At 58.2% G+C, this 21,664-nt stretch carries 21 protein-coding genes; 16 read left to right on the forward strand and 5 right to left on the reverse strand.

The window, feature by feature from the left end; translation table 11 throughout:
* The first annotated feature begins 81 nt into the window (after positions 1 to 81).
* Positions 82 to 324 carry a hypothetical protein gene (locus Q0915_RS09550; protein WP_299470738.1) on the forward strand — a complete coding sequence of 81 codons (243 nt, stop codon included), beginning with the start codon at positions 82 to 84 and terminating at the stop codon, positions 322 to 324.
* 75 nt (positions 325 to 399) lie between these two features.
* Here the strand turns inward: Q0915_RS09550 and Q0915_RS09555 are convergent, their stop codons facing one another.
* The 3 genes from Q0915_RS09555 to Q0915_RS09565 form a co-directional block, all read right to left on the reverse strand.
* Positions 400 to 1,440, reverse strand: coding sequence for a PLP-dependent cysteine synthase family protein (locus Q0915_RS09555; protein ID WP_299472301.1), 1,041 nt, complete (start codon positions 1,438 to 1,440; stop codon positions 400 to 402).
* A 163-nt stretch (positions 1,441 to 1,603) separates the two neighbouring features.
* Entirely contained in the window at positions 1,604 to 2,413 is an 810-nt protein-coding gene (locus tag Q0915_RS09560; RefSeq protein ID WP_299470740.1) for a hypothetical protein, read from the reverse strand.
* 342 nt (positions 2,414 to 2,755) lie between these two features.
* Positions 2,756 to 3,706, reverse strand: a complete 951-nt coding sequence (locus tag Q0915_RS09565; protein ID WP_299470742.1) for a LysR family transcriptional regulator — start codon at positions 3,704 to 3,706, stop codon at positions 2,756 to 2,758.
* 97 nt (positions 3,707 to 3,803) lie between these two features.
* Here Q0915_RS09565 and Q0915_RS09570 point away from each other — a divergent pair, with 97 nt between their 5' ends.
* Genes Q0915_RS09570 through Q0915_RS09640 form a run of 15 tightly spaced genes read left to right on the forward strand, consistent with a single transcriptional unit; the run spans position 3,804 to position 18,468 of the window.
* A complete protein-coding gene (locus Q0915_RS09570) occupies positions 3,804 to 4,679 on the forward strand; it encodes a dioxygenase (RefSeq protein ID WP_299470744.1) in 876 nt (291 codons plus the stop codon).
* Positions 4,676 to 5,737, forward strand: a complete 1,062-nt coding sequence (locus Q0915_RS09575; RefSeq protein ID WP_299470746.1) for a maleylacetate reductase — start codon at positions 4,676 to 4,678, stop codon at positions 5,735 to 5,737. Before Q0915_RS09570 ends, Q0915_RS09575 begins: the two co-directional genes overlap by 4 nt.
* A 24-nt stretch (positions 5,738 to 5,761) precedes the next feature.
* Positions 5,762 to 7,042 carry an ABC transporter substrate-binding protein gene (locus tag Q0915_RS09580; protein WP_299470748.1) on the forward strand — a complete coding sequence of 427 codons (1,281 nt, stop codon included), beginning with the start codon at positions 5,762 to 5,764 and terminating at the stop codon, positions 7,040 to 7,042.
* Positions 7,043 to 7,094: 52 nt separating this feature from the next.
* Positions 7,095 to 7,814: an ABC transporter ATP-binding protein gene (locus Q0915_RS09585; RefSeq protein ID WP_299470750.1), complete on the forward strand. Its 720-nt coding sequence runs from the start codon at positions 7,095 to 7,097 to the stop codon at positions 7,812 to 7,814.
* Positions 7,814 to 8,521, forward strand: coding sequence for an ABC transporter ATP-binding protein (locus Q0915_RS09590; RefSeq protein WP_299470752.1), 708 nt, complete (start codon positions 7,814 to 7,816; stop codon positions 8,519 to 8,521). The genes Q0915_RS09585 and Q0915_RS09590 overlap by 1 nt, the downstream gene beginning before the upstream one ends.
* Positions 8,518 to 9,381, forward strand: coding sequence for a branched-chain amino acid ABC transporter permease (locus Q0915_RS09595; protein ID WP_299470754.1), 864 nt, complete (start codon positions 8,518 to 8,520; stop codon positions 9,379 to 9,381). Before Q0915_RS09590 ends, Q0915_RS09595 begins: the two co-directional genes overlap by 4 nt.
* Positions 9,382 to 9,392: 11 nt before the next feature.
* Positions 9,393 to 10,475: a branched-chain amino acid ABC transporter permease gene (locus Q0915_RS09600; protein ID WP_299470756.1), complete on the forward strand. Its 1,083-nt coding sequence runs from the start codon at positions 9,393 to 9,395 to the stop codon at positions 10,473 to 10,475.
* 53 nt (positions 10,476 to 10,528) lie between these two features.
* Positions 10,529 to 12,286 carry an FAD-dependent monooxygenase gene (locus Q0915_RS09605; RefSeq protein WP_299470758.1) on the forward strand — a complete coding sequence of 586 codons (1,758 nt, stop codon included), beginning with the start codon at positions 10,529 to 10,531 and terminating at the stop codon, positions 12,284 to 12,286.
* Between the two features lie 10 nt (positions 12,287 to 12,296).
* Complete coding sequence (locus Q0915_RS09610; RefSeq protein WP_299470760.1) at positions 12,297 to 13,184, forward strand: intradiol ring-cleavage dioxygenase; 888 nt, start codon at positions 12,297 to 12,299, stop codon at positions 13,182 to 13,184.
* 1 nt (position 13,185) lies between these two features.
* Positions 13,186 to 14,022 carry a 3-keto-5-aminohexanoate cleavage protein gene (locus tag Q0915_RS09615; RefSeq protein WP_299470762.1) on the forward strand — a complete coding sequence of 279 codons (837 nt, stop codon included), beginning with the start codon at positions 13,186 to 13,188 and terminating at the stop codon, positions 14,020 to 14,022.
* A gap of 19 nt (positions 14,023 to 14,041) precedes the next feature.
* Positions 14,042 to 14,698 (forward strand): malonic semialdehyde reductase, encoded by a 657-nt coding sequence (locus Q0915_RS09620; RefSeq protein WP_299470764.1) that lies wholly within the window; start codon positions 14,042 to 14,044, stop codon positions 14,696 to 14,698.
* A gap of 12 nt (positions 14,699 to 14,710) precedes the next feature.
* Complete coding sequence (locus Q0915_RS09625) at positions 14,711 to 15,103, forward strand: YciI family protein (protein WP_299470766.1); 393 nt, start codon at positions 14,711 to 14,713, stop codon at positions 15,101 to 15,103.
* A gap of 24 nt (positions 15,104 to 15,127) precedes the next feature.
* A complete protein-coding gene (locus Q0915_RS09630; RefSeq protein ID WP_299470769.1) occupies positions 15,128 to 16,177 on the forward strand; it encodes a C4-dicarboxylate TRAP transporter substrate-binding protein in 1,050 nt (349 codons plus the stop codon).
* Positions 16,178 to 16,195: 18 nt separating this feature from the next.
* Positions 16,196 to 18,157, forward strand: coding sequence for a TRAP transporter large permease subunit (locus tag Q0915_RS09635; protein ID WP_299470771.1), 1,962 nt, complete (start codon positions 16,196 to 16,198; stop codon positions 18,155 to 18,157).
* A gap of 8 nt (positions 18,158 to 18,165) precedes the next feature.
* Entirely contained in the window at positions 18,166 to 18,468 is a 303-nt protein-coding gene (locus Q0915_RS09640; RefSeq protein WP_299470773.1) for a YciI family protein, read from the forward strand.
* Between the two features lie 32 nt (positions 18,469 to 18,500).
* Here Q0915_RS09640 and Q0915_RS09645 read toward each other — a convergent pair whose 3' ends face one another.
* Both Q0915_RS09645 and Q0915_RS09650 read right to left on the reverse strand, forming a co-directional pair.
* Positions 18,501 to 19,970: a peptidoglycan-binding protein gene (locus Q0915_RS09645; RefSeq protein WP_299470775.1), complete on the reverse strand. Its 1,470-nt coding sequence runs from the start codon at positions 19,968 to 19,970 to the stop codon at positions 18,501 to 18,503.
* Between the two features lie 55 nt (positions 19,971 to 20,025).
* The gene (locus Q0915_RS09650) at positions 20,026 to 21,315 is read right to left on the reverse strand and encodes a peptidoglycan-binding protein (RefSeq protein WP_299470777.1); all 1,290 of its coding nucleotides are present in this window, start codon (positions 21,313 to 21,315) and stop codon (positions 20,026 to 20,028) included.
* Positions 21,316 to 21,664 lie beyond the last annotated feature (349 nt).

Here is a 21,664-nt window from a genome sequence, read left to right on the forward strand (position 1 = left end):
CCAGTTCGGTCTTCTAGCAACTGATATTTTCCCAGCCGGTGGAACCGGTTCAAAAAACATAAGATAAAAAGAGCGGGGCACATGCAGCATAATATCTACAAGTCGCTGGGAGCCTATGTTCCGGAGCATGTAACTCCGACAACGTCCAAGGTCTTGTCGCCGGTAAAACTCAAATCCGCAGTCGATGCCGCCAACCTTACCGAAATGTGGAACATGATCCTGACGCTCGACTACGGCGTTTCGACTGTCAAGGAACTGCCTCAGGAAAGGCAGGACGAATTCTTGAATGTCATGTCGTTGCTGCTGCAGGCATTTGACAGATAAACCGGTGAAAGTCTCGCAAACCCATTTCTAGAACCTGAGAGTTTCCATCAGCGATCTTTGACACGCGGCTCGCACTCAGGTCCATTCCTCCAGCTCCGACAGATATCCACTGATATCGCCAATATGTGCAAGCACCCATTCCGGGTCATAGTAGGTGTCGAGATAACGTTCTCCGCTGTCGCACATCAAGGTAACGATTGAGCCCCGCTCACCAGCCGCAACCATATCACGCGCATAGTGCAGTACACCCCACAGATTGGTTCCCGTCGACGCCCCTGCCCTGCGCCCGATGCGCCCTTGAAGCCAATGGATCGTTGCCACGCTTGCGGCATCCGGCACCTTCATCATTTCGTCAATGACGTCCGGCTGAAACGAATGTTCGACCTCGGGCCGGCCAATGCCTTCAATGCGGCTTGATTTGTCAGAAGTCAGCGTTCGATCCCCCGACTGAAAACTGTCATAAAAAACAGAGTCTTCGGGATCGACAACGGTCAGCGCCGTGTCATAACTCTTGTAGAGGATATACCGTCCAAGTGTTGCAGAGGTACCGCCGGTACCCGCGCTCATGACAATTCTGCGCGGTACAGGATGCGGCTCAAATTCCATCTGCCGAAAGATGCTCTCTGCAATGTTGTTGTTGCCCCGCCAGTCCGTCGCCCGTTCCGCATAGGTGAACTGGTCCATGAAATACCCGCCGATCGAGCGCGCCAGGTCGACCGATGCATCGTGCATCTCCGGCGCAGAACCGACGTAGTGGATCTTTCCACCATAAAGTTCAATCAGGCGGATCTTGCTGTGGGCAGTGCTTTCAGGAACAACGGCGATAAACGGCGCGCCGATCATGCGCGCAAAATACGCCTCGGACACCGCCGTACTGCCGGAGGACGCCTCCACAATAGTGGTTCCCTCTTTGATCTTGCCGTTGCAAAGCGCGTACAGGAACAATGACCGTGCAAGCCGATGCTTCAGACTGCCGGTCGGATGGGTGCTTTCATCCTTGAGATATATATCGACGCCGTCGAGTTTCGGCACCTGTAGTTTGAACAAGTGCGTGTCGGCCGATCTATGTGCATCCGCATTGATCTTGCCAATCGCCCGGGCAACCCAATCGACCATGACTTCAGCGCTCTTCGTGTGATTCATCCGGTTAGATTTCATCACAAGTATGCTCAACGGCCAAGCCAGCGTGACCGGGAACCTGACAAATTGCGTTCCCGGTCAAACTGTTCATCATTCGGTCAACTCAAGGCATATCCGACGTACGACCGTTCTTTGGCAGTCACTCTGCCGCCGACAGCTTGCGCGCCGTCTCCCGGCGGATTTCGTATCGCATCAGTTGACTGAGGTCACTAGGCCCACCGACCGCTGTCATCTGGTCGAGGGACGACAGCGTTTCGCACAAGGGTCTGGCAAAACTGTTTGCGGCACGCTCCGACAGATATCCGATCAGGCGGGCACCTTCGTTTTCCGCGGCGATGTGCCGATAGACGAGTGCCGTGGTGAGTGTCTCTGGTGAGATTAAGAGACTCGCATCAGAATCCTGGCAGACCCTGTGATCAGGAAACTTGGATTTTAGCTCACTCACAATGAGCGGCAATTCGTTGTGTTCTGTTTCCCACTCCAGGTAGGCATTCAACTGTCCGATCGTCGCCTGTGTGCCAGCCAGGCAAACCCGCAGGGTAGCAGGACCGTTTTCAATAACCGGGGCGATCTTTACAGGGTAACCGCTGTTCTGCACGACCTTCACTAGGTACTCATAAAGGTCATCTGAAAAACAATGTTCGTGTCGCTCGACAATTTCATCGCCGCACCACAATTCAGCTCCCGACGAGACAAATATCCCTCTGAAAGCGCGGCGCACGCTGGACGGCACGCGTGTCATGAGCTCGTTGTAGCTAACGCTTGTGATCAGGTAACACGGTCTGAGAAGTGCGAAACTGCGCAGATAGGCAGCAAAGTCATGATCCATCTGGCCGAATGTGCCAGTAACAATCGAATTCAAATCAACAAGAAAAACGTTCTGTGAACCTGCATTACCCATTGCCTCTTCGGCGGTGTCCAATGAAATCACTTGGGCTTTGGAAAGCATTGCAATCTCCTCCAGTCCTTGGCTCTGATGAGGTGAATGCAAGACTGCGACCAAAAGATGCTTAACGTATACTCGACCTTTTTCCCTCTATTTCTCAGACTGTTAGAGCATTTGCGTCAGTCAAACCCCGTTCAGGTGCTCGCTGATCGTGACAAGAAATGAAGTAGTTAGTCCCAAAACAGAACAAATTGACGTTTCACAATTCCCGTTACGGCACTTGTTTTAACTATGTGAATCAACGCTACCTTTTTACTTGTTGAATATTTTCAAACTCCTTGCGGAAAGACTCAGAAGTCAACTGGCAGAATCTAGGTGCGACGCTTGTCTGTGTTCGTCGTCCTCTTACCCACCCCAGACAACGGCATCTTCGTGGCGTTTGATCAGGTGCCGGAGGTTTTCGAAACTCTTGGCGACATGTTGCGCGTATTTGTCCACGGCCGGCAGGTAAGGCGCGTCGGCCGGACGCAAGATACCCAATGCACGGTCCGGATGGGGGATCTGGAACGGTAGAGCGGTCATGGTCCTCTCCTTCCGGTAGGCAAACACTACACTGTGCGGCAAGACGGTCAGGGCATTGGTGCGGGTCATATAATTGATCACGCTGGCAAGCGACCCGCCTGAATAACGGACTTTGATTTCGGTGGCACCGAGCGAAAGCAGGATAGAGTGAAGATCAGCGTAGAGCGGGCTGCCAGGCGGAGGCGCGATCCATGGATATTCGAGCAATTCCTGCGCCCCTGTCCTGCGATTGCCCAAGAGCGGATGCAGGGCGCTGCAAGCGACAACATTCCGTCCCGGCAGGATTTCGTCAAACACAAGGCCTGAGCCTTCTCCCAGTATATCGATCGGGCAGATTGCAAGATCGATACGGTCCGCATGAATGGCTTCGCGCAGATCCCGGACATAACCGTAGCTCTGGTCGACCCGGATTTCCGGGTAACTGTTCTGGAACTCCGCCGTCATGCTGGAAATGAGCGCATCCATGAAAAACGGCGTTCCGCCAACCCGCACGGTCCCTGCCTTGCCTTCCTGAAAGTTCTGAACCGTTTCCGAAGCCTTGCGCGAGGCCGACAGCATTACCATTCCCTGATCGGCCAGGGCCTGCGCCAGCGGAGTTGGCAGTAGCGGCCGCTGTCCTTTCTGGAACAACGGTTCTCCCAGTCGCTTTTCCAGCGAAGAGAGCGTGCGCGAGACCGCCGGCTGGGTCATGCCGAGCATTTCGGCGCCTTCCGTCACGCTGCCGGTCTGAACGACGGCCGCGAGCTGTATCAGATGTCGCTCGTCAAGTTTCATAGCAATTTGTTATAAACTTGAGCTCAGAAATCATCAACTGCACCGTCGTTCCCGATAATTTTTCCCAAAGGTCAGGAAATGACCATTGGGAGGAACCATGGCCGGGATGTCCGACATCGCTTATTTCAAGACGGAAACGTCCGACCGGCTTTTTGCCGAGCGGCTCGATACGACTTCGGATGAGCGGCTTGCCCTGGTGCTGAGCAAGGTTGCGGAACACCTTCACGCCATCATCCGGGAAACCCGCCCGACCCTGAACGACTGGCGCGCAACGATCGAATTCCTGACGGAAGTCGGTCACCTGTGCGACGACCGGCGTCAGGAATGGGTTCTGGTGTCAGACCTTCTGGGCATGTCCACGCTTGTCGACGCGCTCAATTCGGACCGGCCACAAAGAGCGACTCCGAACACGATGCGCGGGCCGTTTTACCGCCCGGACGCACCGCTGATGCAGCACGGTGAAAACATCTCGCTCGACGGTGCGGGAACACCAGTCGACGTCACCCTCCGCCTCATGGACCTGGACGACCGGCCCCTCGCCGGGGCGCGCGTCGAAACCTGGCAGGCCAACGCGCAAGGGTTTTATGAAAACCAGCAGCCCGACCTGCAGCCGGAACACAATCTGCGCGGCCATTTCGTTTCAGATGATGCCGGCCGCGTCACTTACCGCACCATCCGCCCGTCCGGTTACGAAGTGCCGAAAGACGGACCACTCGGAGATCTTCTCGCAAAACTTGGTGCGCCGCTTTGCCGGCCCGCTCATGTCTATTTCCAGGTGACGGCTGACGGGTTCGAAACGCTGACGACACAGATCTTCGACGGCGACGATCCGAACCTTGGCAAAGACCCGCTCTTCAGCGTCAAGCCCGGGCTCATCGGCCACTTCAAGGAAGCCGATGTAGGGCCGGACGCAGCGCTCAAACTCGACATTGTTTTCCACCTGAACCCGGCCAGACAGGAGCTTGGCGCATGACCCGCGTCTTCACCTACAGAGGCAGCGCAGCCCATATCGTTTTCGGTGCCGGCAAGCGTGCCGAAACAGGTGCCTGGGTGGAAAAGCTCGGCTGCCGGAAAGCCCTGGTTCTGTCGACGCCGCATCAGGCGAACGATGCCGCACAGCTTGCCGAAGAGCTTGGGGCCCTTGCCGTCGGTGTCTTTACGAAAGCAGCCATGCACACGCCCGTCGAGGTCACCGAAGAGGCCATGGAGATTGTAAAGACGTCCGGTGCGGACTGCGTTGTTTCGCTCGGCGGCGGCTCCACGACCGGCCTTGGCAAGGCAATTGCCTACCGCACCGACCTGCCCCAGATCGTGATCCCGACAACCTATGCCGGGTCCGAGGTGACGCCGATCCTCGGCCAGACGGAAGGCGGCCGCAAGACGACGGTACGCGGCGGCAGCATCTTGCCGGAGGTCGTCATCTACGACCCGGACCTGACAACGGGGTTGCCGCTAGCCATGACAATCACCAGCGGCCTGAACGCCATGGCCCATGCCGCCGAAGCCCTCTACGCACAGGACCGCAATCCTGTTTCCAGTCTGATGGCGGCCGAAGGTCTGGCCGCGTTCAGCGAGGCTCTGCCTTTGCTCAAGGCGGATCCGGCAGATACCGAGGCCCGCTCTGCAGCGCTCTATGGTGCGTGGCTCTGCGGCACGGTCCTCGGTGCTGTCGGCATGGCGCTGCATCACAAGATCTGCCACACGCTCGGTGGCAGTTTCGATACACCGCACGCGGAAACCCACGCCATCATGCTTCCGCACACGGTCGGCTTCAATGCGGGTGCGGTTCCAGAACAGTTGCAGCCGATTGCCGATCTTTTCGGGGCGGCACCAGGTGCGGGTCTCTTCGATTTCTCGGCACGTATCGGCGCACCGCTGGCGCTCAAGGACCTTGGCCTGAGCGAGGCAGACCTTGATCGCGCCGCCGACATTGCGACCGAAAACCCGTACTGGAACCCGCGCCCGATCGACCGCGCGTCCATCCGTCATCTGCTGCAGGACGCCTGGGAAGGGACGCGTCCCGCGATCTGATCACCTGGTCTGGGAGGAACCAACATGTTGAATAGACGCACATTCCTGAAATCGACCGCGGCAACGGCCGCCCTTGCAGGCTCATCGGGTCTCGCCCTGCCGGCCCGCGCGCAGGGAACGCCGATCAAGCTCGGCTATGTCAGCCCGCAAACCGGCCCTCTCGCCGCTTTCGCCGAAGCGGATAACTTCATTATCAGCGGTTTCAACGCGGCAGCGAAAGCCGAGGGCCTCAATATCGAGGTGATCGTCAAGGACAGCCAGTCGAACCCCAACCGGGCGGCGGAAGTCGCCCGCGAACTGATCATCGACGATGAAATCAACCTGATGCTGGTGGCCTCCACGCCGGAAACCACCAATCCGGTCACCACCACGTGCGAGAGCGAAGAGATCCCCTGCATCTCGACGGTCGCGCCCTGGCAGCCCTGGTTCATCGGCCAGCAGGGCAACCCCGGCGATCCGGGCAGCTGGGAACCGTTCTACTATTCCTACCATTTCTTCTGGGGCCTGGAGGATGTGATCGCAGTCTTCACCAACATGTGGGGACAGCTCGACACCAACAAGCAAGTCGGCGGCCTCTTCCCCAATGACGGCGACGGCAATGCCTGGGGCGATCCGAATGTCGGCTTTCCGCCGGTGCTTGAAAAGCTCGGCTACGGCCTGACCGACCCGGGACGCTACCAGAACCTGACCGACGATTTCACCGCGCAGATTAACGCCTTCAAACAGGCGAAGGCTGAAATCGTCACGGGCGTGATGATCCCGCCGGATTTCACGACTTTCTGGACACAGGCCAAGCAGCAGGGTTTCACGCCGAAAGTCGCCTCGATCGGCAAGGCGATTCTGTTCCCGCAAACCGTCGAAGCACTCGGCGATGCCGGCAATAATCTCTCGTCGGAAGTCTGGTGGAGCCCGACGCACCCGTTCTCGTCCTCGCTCACGGGCGAAAGCTCCGGCCAGCTCGCATCGGGTTTCACCGAGGCCACTGGACGTCCCTGGACACAGCCCATCGGCTTTGTCCACGCGCTGTTCGAACTGGCGGTGGATGTCATGAAGCGCGCCAACGATCCGACGGACGCCGACGAGGTCTCGGAAGTCATCGCGGCGACGAAACTCAATACGATCGTCGGCCCGATCGCCTGGGACGGAATAGGGCTGCCACCGTTTGCTCAGAAGAACGTTGCCAAGACGCCACTGGTCGGCGGTCAGTGGCGCCTGAAAGACGGCGGCGGCTACGACCTGGTCATCACAGACAACCAGACCGCGCCGGATATTCCGACCGGCGGCAAGATGGAACCGATCACCTGATTTCCGGCAGGCGTGGACCCTGTGTCTGCGCCCGGCCTGAGGGAGTGACCCAATGACGATCCTGGCGCTGGACAATGTGTCGAAAGCCTTTGGTGCGCTGCGCGTTTCGCAACACATAACCTTTGATCTCGCCCAAGGCGAGGCATTGGGTGTGATCGGACCGAACGGTGCCGGCAAATCAACCTTGTTCAACCTCATCACCGGCAATCTGCCGGTCGATGAGGGCCGGATCACGTTTCTCGGACATGACGTGACCCATGTCCCGCCGATGGAACGGTGCCTCAGTGGACTGGGGCGTACATTCCAGATCCCGCAACCTTTTGAAAAGTTGACGGTTTTCGAAAACCTCATCGTTGCCGGAGCTTTCGGCAACAGTTTGCCGGAAAGCGCCGTTTCCGATGAATGCGCGGACATCCTGGTCGAGACGGGACTGATCGGCAAGGCCAATGAAGTCGCCGGGCGTCTCAGCCTTCTGGAGCGCAAACGCCTGGAACTTGCCCGCGCCTTGGCGACCCGGCCCAAAGTGCTTCTGCTTGACGAGATCGCAGGCGGGCTCACGGAAGGCGAATGCCACGCGCTTGTCTCGACCATCAGGAAAATTCATGTGGGCGGCATGTCGATCATCTGGATCGAGCACGTACTTCACGCCCTCACCTCCATCGCCGAACGCCTGCTCGTGCTCGACTTCGGCAAGGTGATCGGCATCGGCGAGCCGGAGGCCATCATGAACTCGCAGGAAGTGCGGGAAATCTACCTCGGGATCGATGTGTGATGGCACTGCTTCAGACAGACAATCTGACCGCCCACTATGGCGACTTCCAGGCACTCTTCGGGGTCGATATCCGGCTTGAGGAAGGCGAGACAGTGGCGATCATCGGCGCAAACGGGGCCGGCAAGACCACGCTGATGCGTTCCATCTCCGGAGTTCTGACCAACCGGGCGGATGCGATCACATTCGAGAACGACCGGATTGGTTCCGCCCATGCGGCGGATATCGTGAAAAAGGGCATTGCCATGGTGCCCGAAGGCCGAAAACTCTTTCCTTCACTCAGCGTGGAGGAAAATCTCCTCATTGGCGCGCATGGCCGCAAAGTCACGGGAATCTGGACGCTTGAAACTGTCTACGAGATGTTCCCGGTCCTCAAGGAGCGCAGGCTCAATCCCGGCACCGCCCTTTCCGGCGGCCAGCAGCAGATGGTGGCGATCGGACGGGCGCTGATGTCCAACCCGCGCGTGCTTTTGTGCGATGAGATCAGCCTGGGCCTTGCGCCGGTGATCATCAGGGACATCTACGCCGCGCTTCCGAAGATCAAGGCGTCCGGCACCTCCATCGTGGTGGTGGAACAGGATATCGGCCAGGCGCTGAAAGTCGCCGACCGTGTCTACTGCATGATGGAAGGGCGGATCACGCTGGAAGGCGCTCCCTCCGATCTCAGCCGCGATGCCATTCACAACGCCTATTTCGGAGCAGCCGCATGATCTGGGTCGACACAATCGTCCAAGGGGTCCTGCTCGGCGGCCTCTATGCCCTCTTTGCCGCGGGCCTCAGTCTCGTTTTCGGGATCATGCGGCTCGTGAACCTTGCCCATGGCGATTTCATCGTTATGGCCGCGTACCTGATCCTGGTTCTCGTAACGTTGCTCGGTATCGATCCGTTCCTGGCGGCCCTGATATCGGCTCCGATCCTGTTTGGCATTGGCTGGCTGCTGCAGATGCATGTTCTCAACCGGACACTCGGGCCGGACATCCTGCCGCCACTGCTCGTGACCTTCGGCCTGTCCATCGTGATCCAGAACGCGCTTCTGGAAGGCTTTTCCGCCGACAGCCAGCGCCTTTCCGTCGGTCAGCTCGAAACAGCGTCTCTTGCGCTTGGTCCGGTCAATGTCGGCGTCATGCCGCTGCTCACGTTCGTTTCCGCAGTTATGGTGATCATTGGGCTCAACAAGATTTTCTACAGCACGTCGCTTGGCCGGGCCTTCCGCGCAACCTCGGATGACGCCGTCACGGCGAGCCTGATGGGCATCCGACCTAACAACATCTTCGCAACCGCAACCGGGATCGCAATGGTCGTCGTGACGATTGCCGCCCTCTATCTCGGAACCCGCGCCAATTTCGACCCGACGGTCGGCCCTGCGCGCCTGATCTATGCCTTCGAGGCCGTGATTATCGGCGGTCTCGGCTCGCTCTGGGGCACGCTTGCCGGCGGTATCATCATCGGCGTTGCGCAGACGCTGGGAGCCGCCATCAACCCGGAATGGCAGATCCTTGCCGGTCATGTCGCCTTTGTCATCGTCCTGTTGCTCAGACCACGCGGTTTGTTCCCGCGGGCCGTGGATTAAGGGGAACTGCCATGTCCGCGACCGCCCAAACCACCCAAACCTCCTGGACTGTCGAGACCCGCACACGCACGTCGACGCTGTTCCTCGGCCTTGCTGCCCTCCTCGTGATTGTTCTGGCCTTCGCCCCGTTCTATGCATCGCGCAGCTTGATCCAGGATCTCTTCTTCATCCTCACCATGCTGGTGCTGGCGCAAGGGTGGAACCTGCTTGCCGGATATGCGGGCCTCGTCTCCGTCGGTCAGCAAGCCTTCGTCGGCATCGGTGCCTATGCCATGTTTGGGGGCGTTGTTCTTCTGGATCTCGATCCGCTGGTCTCGATCCTACTGGGCGGGATCGGAGCCGCTCTGCTCGCCATTCCAACCGCATTCTTCACCTTCCGTCTGCAGGGCGCTTATTTCGCAATCGGCACCTGGGTGGTCGCGGAAATCGTGCGCCTCACCGTTGCACAGTGGAAGGCGCTTGGCGGCGGCACCGGCACGTCCCTGCCCCGCAGCGCGACCCGCGACATGTTCGGTCTCGATTTTCTGAAAGAGACGTTCGGTTTCAAGACGTCTGCTGCAACCGATGTCATCACGTTCTGGCTTGCGCTGTTCCTCGCGGTCGCCACGGTGGGTGTCGTCTACTGGCTGTTGCGCTCCCGCCAGGGGCTCGGGCTCGCAGCCGTACGCGACAATCAGAACGCCGCCCGGTCCGTCGGCGTCGATGCGCAGCGTCTGAAAACTGTCGTTTACTTGAGCACGGCGTTCATTACGGGTCTCGCCGGTGCCCTGATCTATGTCCAGAAGGCACGGATTTCACCCGACGCTGCGTTCTCGGTTCTCGACTGGACCGCCTACGTGATCTTCATCGTCGTCATCGGCGGCATCGGTACCATCGAAGGCCCGATTATCGGCGTCCTAGTGTTCTTCGCCCTGCAGAATTCCCTGTCCAGTTATGGCTCCTGGTACCTGCTGGTGCTCGGTCTCTTGGGCATCGTCATCATGCTGTTTGCACCGCGCGGCCTCTGGGGCCTCTTCACCGACCGGACCGGCATCGAAATCTTTCCCATTCGCCGCAGGCTCTCCGGCGGCTCCAGCGAAAATTCGGGAGGTTGAAATGAAAAAGACACTTGCAGCCCAGTGCTTGATTGATTTTGGAGGAACGACAAATGGCTGATTTCGGCACCGGCGTCCTGATCATCGGCACCGGTCCGGCGGGCTCTGCAACAGCCGCGCTTCTGTCGACCTACGGCATAGAGAACATGGCGATCAACCGCTATCGCTGGCTCGCAAACACGCCGCGTGCGCACATCACCAATCAGCGCACCATGGAAGTGCTCAGGGATCTCGGGCGCGACGTCGAAGACGAGGCTTACCTGTTCGCCGCGCATCAGGAGTTGATGGGCGAGAACGTCTTCTGCGAGAGCCTTGCAGGCGAGGAAATCGGCCGCATGAAAAGTTGGGGCAACCATCCGTTGTCCAAGGCGGAACACCTGTTGGCTTCGCCCACGATGATGAACGACCTGCCGCAAACCTTCATGGAGCCGCTTCTCTTCAAGACGGCCTGCTCGAGGGGGACCCAGGCGCGCATGTCGGCCCAGTATCTCTCCCACGAACAGGACGCAGAGGGTGTGACGACCACTTGCCTCGACCGGTTGTCGGGCAAGGAATTCACAGTTCGCTCGAAGTATCTTGTCGGCGCCGATGGCGGCAATTCGCTTGTTGCCGAACATGCCGGACTGCCTTTCGAGGGCAAGATGGGCGTCGGCGGCTCGATGAACATTCTCTTCAGGGCGGACCTTTCCAAATATGTCGCCCACAGACCTTCCGTTCTTTACTGGGTGATGCAACCCGGCGCGGATGTCGGCGGCATCGGCATGGGTCTTGTGAGGATGGTGCGCCCCTGGAACGAGTGGCTAATCGTCTGGGGCTACGACATCAACCAACCAGCTCCGGAAGTCGATGAAGCCATGGCAACCGACGTTGCCCGCCAGCTGGTCGGCGATCCGGATCTCACGATCGAGCTGATCTCGGCCAACACCTGGACCGTCAACAACATGTACGCGACGCACATGCAAAAGGACCGCGTGTTCATCATGGGCGATGCGGCGCACCGGCATCCGCCGTCCAACGGCTTGGGCTCGAACACCTCCATTCAGGACAGTTTCAACCTCGCCTGGAAGCTCGCCGCGGTGCTGAAAGGCCAGGCGGGCGAAGCGCTGCTTGACAGCTACAGCGTAGAACGGGCACCGGTCGCCAAACAGATCGTGACCCGCGCCAACCAGTCCATTGCCGAATTCGGCCCGATCTTCGAAGCGCTCGGCATGGGCGAAGGTGTCGACCCGGAAGTCATGCAGCAGAACCTGGTGGCCCGCTGCGACCGCACCGATGCCGCAGAAGCGCAACGCGACGCGATCCGCAAGGCTATCGCCTTCAAGAAATACGAGTTCGACGCGCATGGCGTGGAGATGAACCAGCGCTACAAGTCAAATGCGATTGAAACGGATGGGCAGACGGAACCGGCCTTTGAGCGTGATGCCGAGCTGCACTATCAGGCAACGACCTGGCCCGGAGCCCGTATTCCTCATAGCTGGCTGTTTGATCACGACAGCGGCGACAGGTTTTCCACACTCGACCTGTGCGGCGGCGGAACCTTCACCGTCTTTACCGGCATCGGAGGCGAAGCCTGGGAAGAAACCGCCAAATCCGTCGGTGCGGAGTTCGGTCTTAATGTCCGGGTGCATGTGATCGGCCCGCGCCGGCAATATGTCGATCACACAGGCGACTGGGCGCGGGCACGCGAAGTCAGCGACAAGGGCTGCGTCCTGGTGCGCCCGGATCAGCACGTCGCCTGGCGCAGCAAGGGATTGACCGGCGATCCCGCTGGCGATCTGCGCCGCGTCTTTTCAAAAATTCTCGCACGCTAAGGAGAGCCCGATGGAAGCTCATGAACTCGGATATTTCACCGAAGAAAACTCCGCCGAAGTGGTCACGGGCCGGAACAAGAATGCCAGCGACTCGCGCCTCAAGGAAATCATGGAAGTCGTGACTCGCAAACTGCACGAGGCGGTCAAGGAAATCGAGCCAACACAGGAAGAATGGTTCAAGGCAATCCAGTTTCTGACGGCAACCGGCCATAAATGCGACGACTGGCGCCAGGAATTCATTCTCCTGTCCGATGTGCTCGGCGTCTCCATGCTTGTGGATGCGGTCAACTCGCGCCGTCCAACGGGAGCATCGGAAAACACCGTTTTGGGCCCGTTCCACCTGGGCGATGCCCCGGAATACGAGATGGGTCACAACATCTGTCTCGACGAAAAAGGCGAAGACCTGCTGGTGCGCGGCGTGGTCAAGGACATCGACGGCAACCCGATGGAGGGGGTCAAGATCGATGTCTGGCAGGCCAATGACGAAGGCTTCTATGATGTCCAGCAGAAGGGCATCCAGCCGGAGTTCAACCTGCGCGGCGTGTTCCGCACCGGACCGGACGGCAGATACTGGTTCCGCGCGGTCAAGCCGAAGCACTACTCGATCCCGGCAGACGGACCCGTCGGCGACATGCTGAACCGGCTTGGGCGGCACCCCTTCCGCCCGGCCCACCTCCATTACATCGTGTCCAAGGACGGCTACGACGAGCTGACCACGCATATATTCGATCCGGACGACGAATACATCGATTCCGACAGTGTTTTCGGCGTGAAGAAAAGCCTGATCGCGGATTTCCGCAAGATTGAGGATCCGGAAAAGACCCGGGAAGCCGGTTTCAACGGTCCCTCTTTCTGGGACGTGGAATTCGATTTCGTGCTGGCTCCGAAGAAGGCGTAAGATGACCAGGCCCTGCATCATCTGCGTCGCGATTACCGGTTCCCTGCCGCGCAAGGAGCACAATCCCGCCGTGCCGATCACGGTTTCCGAGCAGGTCGAAAGCACGCATGAAGCGTTCGAGGCCGGGGCAACGATCTGCCATGCGCATGTGCGCAACGAAGATCAGACCCCGAGCTCCGATCCGGAGAAATTTGCCCGCCTCAAGGAAGGACTTGAGAAGCACTGCCCCGGCATGATCATCCAGTTCTCCACCGGCGGGCGGTCCGGGGCGGGCAAGGAACGCGGCGGCATGCTGCCCTTGAAACCGGACATGGCATCGCTGTCGGTGGGTTCCAACAATTTCCCGACCCGCGTTTATGAAAACGCGCCCGATCTTGTCGACTGGCTCGCCGGGGAAATGCGGACCCACAACGTCAAACCGGAGATAGAGGCATTCGATCTCAGTCATATCCACCAGGCGGCGGCAATGAACCGGGACGGACGCATTCCGGGCAGCATCTACATCCAGTTCGTCATGGGCGTGAAAAACGCCATGCCCGCGGACAAGGATGTCTTCGACTACTACGTGAAAACGGTCAAACGCCTGATGCCGGACGCCGAGTGGTGCGCCGCCGGCATTGGTGCGAGCCAGCTCACCTTGAACGAATGGTCGATTGCCGCCGGTGGCCATGCCCGCACCGGGCTTGAGGACAATATCCGCCTCGACCGGAACCGGCTTGCACCGTCGAACGCCGCCCTCGTCAAACGAACGGCTGAAATCTGCGCCGCAAATGACCGGCGCGTCGCAACGCCGCCCGAGTCCCGTGCGCTGCTTGGCCTTCCCCAACATTCCCTTTGAACCATCCAGGACCCCTTCAATGAGCGATCCATTCGAAGCCGCACACGCAGAAGCCAGAGAGGCAGCCCGTACCTTTCAGGCGATGGAACATGCAGCGGACCCGACCACCCTCGAGCTTCTTTTTACCGTCGCCCGTACCCATTACGGCTGGCAGGAGCGTGATGTTTCCGATGAGACGCTGCATGCGCTCTATGACATCGCCAAAATGGGCCCGACATCGATGAACCAGCAGCCCATGCGGGTGCTGTTCATCCGCTCAGGTGATGCCAAGGACCGGCTGGAGCCCTGTCTGATGGAGGCCAACCGGCCCAAGATGCGAACAGCTCCGGTGACCGCCATCATCGCCTATGACCTCAATTTCTGGGAAGAGCTGCCGAAGCTGTTCCCGCCGAACCCGAATGCCCAGGACATCTTCCGCAACAATTCAACGGCGGCGCAGGTCAACGCCTTCCGGAACGGGACGCTGCAGGGCGCTTATTTCATGCTCGCGGCACGCGCTGTTGGGCTGGATGTCGGGGCCATGTCCGGTTTCGACAACGCCAAGGTCGATGAGGAATTCTTTCACGGCACATCACTCAAATCCAACTTTCTGGTCAATCTCGGCTACGCGGACACGTCCAAGATATTCCATCGTTTGCCAAGGCTTGACTACGACGAAGTCTGCCAGACGCTTTAGGAGGAAACAGCCATGTCAGGCCCGAACATCACCAAGGACGATATTCTCAAGGCATCGGCGGGAATGCTGCAAAAGCAGCTTTTTGTGGTCTTCACCAGCCCGACCAACGGCATGGGGCCGGTGATGGAAAATATCGAGGAACACCTGAAGTTCCAGGTCGATCTGGAGCAAAGAGGCATCATGCTCGGTGCCGGTCCTTTCTGGGCCGATGACGAACAAACCTGGAATGGTGAAGGCATGGTGATCATTCGCGCCGACAGCCTCGCCCATGCCCGGGAAATCGCAGAGACAGACCCGATGCATTCCTCCGGTGCGCGCAGTTTCAAGGTCCGCCCCTGGCTGCTGAACGAGGGCCGGGTCACGGTCGAAGTGAATTTTTCAACAGGCAAACACGCGGTCACCTGAGATCGCGCAACGGGAGGAAAGACAATGAGACGCATCCTTGCTGCACTCGCCTTGAGCGCATTCGCCATGACGGCCGTCGAGGCGAAAACCTACAATCTGACGATGGCCTCCAGCCACCCGACGGTCGTGCCGTGGGTCGGCCAGCTTTCAAGCCTCGTGGTTGCAGAATCCAACAAGCGCCTGGAGGAAATGGGCTCAGAAGACCGCATCGAATGGACGGAAGCCTATGGTGGCGCGTTGTACGGCTTCAAGGACACGCTTGAAGCGGTCGGCGACGGCCTGACCGATGCCGGCTGGGTGGGCACGCTCTGGGAAGGGTCCAAGATGCCACTCCAGAACATGACCTATTTCACACCGTTCGTGTCGGATGACCTGGTTTCTACCCTGAAAATCATGAACGAACTGCACCGCGAGGTTCCGGAACTCAAAGAAGCCTGGGAGGATCAGAATGTTGTCTTTCTCGGAGCAAGCGGTGTCGAAACTTATCATCTTCTGACCAACTTTCCGGTCAACTCGCTGAAGGACCTGGAAGGCCGCAAGATCCTGGCTCCCGGACCATCCGCAAACTGGCTGAAACATCTTGGTGCTGTACCTGTGAACGGCGCCTTGCCGACCTACTATAATCAGGTTCAGACAGGTGTCGCCGACGGTATGGTCGTGATCATCACCGGAGCCTTTCCCAACAAACACTATGAAGTTGCTCCGTATGTGACCCTTGTCGGCATAGGTGCCCAGATGACCGGTGGCCTCGGCATCAACAAGGATGTTTGGGATGGCCTGTCCGAGGATGTCCGGAAGGTCCTGACGGAACTTGGCGAAGACTACACCGTGGCCCATGCGGAAGAAGTCATGCAGCGCTACGACGCTTTCCTGAAGAAGCTTCCAGAGGTCGGTGCGACGGTGACCAGCCTGCCGGCGACGGATGTGGCCGCCTGGGCTGACGGACTACCGAACCTTGCAAAGGAATGGGCTGACGCAAATTCAGACAAGGGCGCAGCTGCCGTGCTCGACGCGTACATGGCGAAAGTCAACGAGGCAGGGCTCGAGCCCCGCATCGACTGGTCCAAGCGCTAATCGCAAGGAGGGCTCGCCGTGGCGAACACAGCACGACTATTCCGCCACGGCGCCGACCGGACGGTGAACGGGGTCTCCTCGCTCACCGGCGCCGTCAGTGCGGCGGCATCGATCTGGATCTTCTGTCTAATGCTCCTGATCTGCTCCGACATCATCGGCCGCACGTTCTTCAATGCGCCCGTGCAGGGCGTTGCGGAAATCGTTGCAAACTCCATCGTTGCCATCGTTTTCCTGCAGGCGGGTCACACCGTCATGAGCGGACGCATGACCCGCACCGACATCCTGATCGGCAGCATCGAAGAAAATCGCCCCTTCGCGGCGGCGGTGATGCGCGTCTTTTTTCATCTGGCCGGCATTTTTGTTTTTGCGCTGATCGCCTTGGGTACGTGGCCAAAACTGGTCGACGCCTGGGTGGAAAACGAATTCTTCGGGGCACAAGGGGTCTTCACCGCCCCTGTGTGGCCGATCAAAGCCTGCCTGTTCGGCGGCTCGCTCCTGTCATGTCTTGCCTTCGCCACCCAGGTTCTGAAGGACATCAAGGAAATCCTGAACTCCAGGCGCGTAGAACCCCTGACCATCCGCCACACGGTTAGCCTGCCGCCGCGCGGTCTGCCCATCCTGATTGCCTTTGCCCTGATACTGGTGCTCGGCTACGGGATCTTTGTCGCCGATCTCGGGCGGATCGGGATCGGTGCAGCGACGATCGGCTTCATGCTGCTTCTGATCTTTTCAGGAGCTCATATCGCTGTTGTTCTTATACTTTTGAGCTTTCTCGGCATTTGGCTGATACGTGACAATCCGACGGTCGCCGTCCGGTCGCTGGCACTGGCGGCAGATGGGGCAATCAACCGGTACCTGTTCGGTGTCGTCCCACTTTTCGTGCTCATGGGATTGATTGTCGATACGGCAGATATAGGGCGCGATGCCTATCGCGTGGCCGCCTGGATGCTCCAGAAAGTCCGCGGTGGCCTTGGAATGGCGACTGTCGCGGCGAACGCGGTTTTTGCCTCCATCACGGGTATCTCCATTGCCTCAGCAGCCGTGTTTTCTCGCGTAGCGGTGCCGCAAATGGTCGCCAATGGCTACAACAATCGCTTTGCTCTTGGCGTGGTGGCGGGATCCTCAGTGCTTGGCATGCTGATACCGCCCAGCCTCTTGCTGATCATCTATGGTGTCCTCGCGGAACAGTCAGTGGGGGCGCTCTTCCTCGCAGCCATTGTTCCAGGTGTGTTGCTTGCGTTTGTGTTCGGTGCAGGAATTTACCTGATGGCGCGATACCGCCCAAAAATGGTGATGCAGAGCGACCGGCCGGCAGTGATCGAGGGAGAGACCTGGGGCACTGCCGTCGTCAAACTCCTCCCGATCACCGCGCTGGTGATCATCGTGCTCGGCGGGATCTACACCGGATTTTTCACGCCAACCGAAGCAGGTGCAGCGGGAGCTGCTGCTTCCATCGCCGTCGCACTTGCCAAACGCAGCCTCACCTGGCCGCGGTTCTGGCGTGTCCTTGTCGACACAGGTCTGGTCTCGGTTTCAATCCTGCTCCTGATCATCGCCGCATCGATGTATTCAAGGATGCTGACCCTGTCGACGATCCCACAGGAAATCACGCTGCTCTTTTCAGACGCGGGTCTCGGGCTCATGGGCTTCATGCTGATTTATCTGCTGATCGTCGTCGTCATGGGCATGATCCTCGATTCCACGTCGATCATGCTGATCCTGCTGCCGCTCTCGCTGCCCATCGTCACCGAGCTTGGCGGTGATCTCATCTGGTTCGGGATTGTGACTGTCATCGCGGTTGAGATCGGTCTCTTAACACCGCCATTCGGACTGACGGTTTACGTGGTCAAGGCGACAATTTCCGACCGCAACACCACCCTCGGCGACATATTCGCCGGCACGTTTCCATTCGTGATCATGATGACACTTGTCACCCTGCTTTTGACCTTTATCCCCGCGCTCAGTCTCGTCTTTGAATAGGAAGCGTCATGCAATTCGTCGTTTATGCCGAGGATAATCCTGATGCGTTGAGCCTGCGCCTTGAAACCATCGATGCTCACCGCCGCTATCTGGTCGATGCGCCAGCGCGACATGGCATTTCGATCCTGCTCTCGGGTCCGCTTACTCAAGATGACGGCGAGACCATGCGCGGGTCTTTTTTTCTCATTGAGGCGGAAGAGCGCGAAACGGTCGAAAAATTCTTTGACGGCGATCCGCTCAAATCTGCAAATGTCTGGCGCAGGTTTGAGGTTTCCGCTGTCCATATCCGGCAGAACAACATGACTGATTGACAAGCCGTTCCTTCGTATCGGTCAACTTGTTCTCACACCGGACGCGGCACGTTGAGGTTCGTTAGTTCGGATGAGCTTGTGATCCCCATCGATTTCGCTTTCTCATGCATTTGCCGCACTTGACCTCGTCGAAGCGTAAAGTTGGTCTTGATCACGTTGTTATCATCATCGACCTCGCTGATCGTCCGCATCATCAGGTTCTTGCCGCCAACGATCTGACCGGAATGCGGGTCGACCGGAACGACCACAAATCCGTATCCCCCTGTCGGTATGTGCATTGTTTCAGGGTGGTCAAGTCCGAGGACGTGTCCGACTTCATGCGCCAGAACTTCACCGGCTGAGAAGGCGCGTCGAAACCTTGTCGGGTCCCGGATGAGAACGGTTGGCGATTTGCCGCTTGTAACTCCGTAGGCTTTCAAAGTCTCGTTCTGCTCTTCCTCTTCGTATGTGAGAATATTGTTGACGAAGAATACGTTTATGTCCGCGGAGAGATCACGATAAGTATCCAGGTAATCCCACTCGTCCACTTCACCCTTTTTCTTCTTTCCGGCTTCTATATAGTTGACAGCCTTTCCAAAAATGTGATCGACACGTCGAATGTCGTGAGCGTGAAGATGGATATTTGCGTGGCCAAAGAGGATGCTGTTAGCCGTTTCCAGGCTTTCCGTGACATCAGCCTCCGAGCGGCGCGAACCTCCGTGTTCGTCCTGAACAAGATGGAAAGTCACCTTGACGGACAGATTGCGAACCAAATCCAGCGAGAGCTGAGCTCTGATCAGGCCTTCGCTGTCACGCGCGACGATCCTGCGGCGATGAAGATCAACAAGTCCGGGTAAGCCGGACAGAAGAAACAGCCGGCTTTTGGTGATAAAACGCGGACGGATCTCGGTCACGGTGACCGTGTGGTCCGAGGCCGTAACCGTTAGATCGCGTCCGCCAATAAGCTGGACGATACGATTTCCATTGACCGGGACCATCTGCCACGGCGGATCGCCCCGCTCATCGAACCCGTTAAGCGCCTTTCCGGCTGCAAAGCGTGGTTGGTGAGGATCATCACGCGGTGTCACCGGCCGTGGTGGTGTTGGGAAAGGATTTACCGGGATCACCCGTTTGGGTCCGTCTCCTCGCGGATCAGGAGAAGGCGGTACAGGACCATTCGGGGTTGGACCATTCGGGGTTGGACCGTTCGGATCTGGAACCGGATCATTAAAAAGTGCTCCGCCGAGTTCCGAATTTAGGCGTCCGATCGTTTCTTTTCCCGCGTCCCCGTCGACCGAGAGACCGTATTTTGATTGAAAGTGACGCGTGACCGCATCCGTCTCCTTGCCGTAAATGCCGTCTTGGGCTCCGTCGGTTTTGGTGGAATTGGGCATGGCGTGGCCGAGCGCGACGTAAGCACCTTGAAGGAGCGAGACGCCCTCTCCTCTCTCTCCACGCGTCATTGGCGGAGAATTGTACGCTGCGTTTTTCAATCGGATGATGCCTTGCGATTGCGTAGCCATAACTATCATTTCCCATTCGACAAATCGGTTATTCGGCGCGCGAAATCCTTCACTCTTATGGAGTTTTTCTGGCGTGTTCCCACATTGTGTGGATCTGCGACATCCGCAGATAAGACGTCATGGTCTGCCCGACATCGGCCATGATCGTTAGGTCTTGATGCTTCAAGCCGAGGGCATGGCCGACCTCATGCATGAGCGTCCATTTGCCGTGCTCTTTGGCGCGGGAAGCATGCTCGTCCTCGACAATGATGCGGCCCCTGCCGGAGGAAAGACCAACATGAACGCCGCCATTGTCGGCATTCTCCTGGTTCATCTCGTAGTCCCAGACGCAAAAAACGCTGAGGTCGGCTGTGTACTGACACCCCTGATAGATGAGGTAAACGTCTTGGGTCTCAACTCTCTTCTGCATATCTCGAACGAGAATGACGTCACCAAGATCTGTATCAAGATGATACTTTGTATATACGCGTTTCTTCTGGAGATGTACGTTACACTGCTGCGCAAGAAGCTCACTCGTATCGCTTACAAGCTTACCCAGCTCTCCGACCGGCCGCTTTGTTTTGCGAAACTTGTCGCTCACCATGTAGAAATCGACCGTCAACACATATGGCCTGGTGGTTTCAACCTGCAATCGGGTGGCTGTAAAGACGCCATTGCGCGCCAGAAGTTGCCCACGGGCCCCGTCAACATCGCTCGTCAGGAGGAATTGCCGGCTGCCGTCTATATGGCTGATCGGCAGCTCGTGAACTTTGATAAGATCGTTGTTGCTCACTACGGTAAGCCCCTCACCGTTACGCAGCTTCACGATTGCACCGCCGCCGCCTGAGCTGTTCGGCCTGCTGGAGGTAGGCACCATCTGCCAATGTGGAAAAACGGTATTGTCGAAGCCACTCGCGATCCGCTCTTCGGCAAAGTGCGCGCGTTTGGCAGGTTGCGGCGATGGTTTGGGATTTTTCGGGACCGTCGGGCCACCTGGCAACGGTGGATCAGGCTGCTGCGGTTTGACGGGTCCGTTTGGCATTGGCTTCACCGGATCATTGCCCGGCGTAACGTCGTCGAGTGCCTTGGCAAGAGCACCGAGCGTGTTCTGGCCGACGATGCCGTCAACCGAAATCTCTTGTCCAATCTGAAAATGGCGGGTGACCGAATAGGTCTCCTTTCCGAATATCCCGTCCGCAGATCCATCAGCACGAATGGAACCGGGCATCGGATAACCGGCCACTTCATATGCTTTTTGAAGAATGGCAACCGCTGGTCCACGCTCTCCCTTGCACATGGGCGGTTCATTGCGGGCAGCGCTTTGAAGCCTGGGGTTGTCGCTCAAGTCCAGAGTTTCATGTGTCATTGCAATGCCTGTTTGAAAAAGGTGTGGCAGCAAAAGTCGTGCAAAAAAATATGATTTGAGGGTACGCCGATACTCGAGCGGAAAAGTGACGCAAATCACGCTTCCTTCATTTGCAACTCAAGGGTTTCTCTCGGTTGCGGCCCAATTCCCGCAAATGTCGCACGCGATCTTTAAGGACGTTCGACACCGATAGAGCCAAGCGTCCCGAGATAAAATACCCCAGTGCATACCTGGTTTCTGTCGAACGGCTCATTTCCCGCGCTAAGTTGGGCAAGCCGGATTCTCGAGCATCAAAAAGGATTTAAGTCTTCAAAAGTGTTGTCGCACGGATGCTCGTCTGCCAAACGAC

Origin of the sequence: uncultured Roseibium sp., assembly GCF_947494555.1 — a bacterium.
GTDB lineage: Bacteria > Pseudomonadota > Alphaproteobacteria > Rhizobiales > Stappiaceae > Roseibium.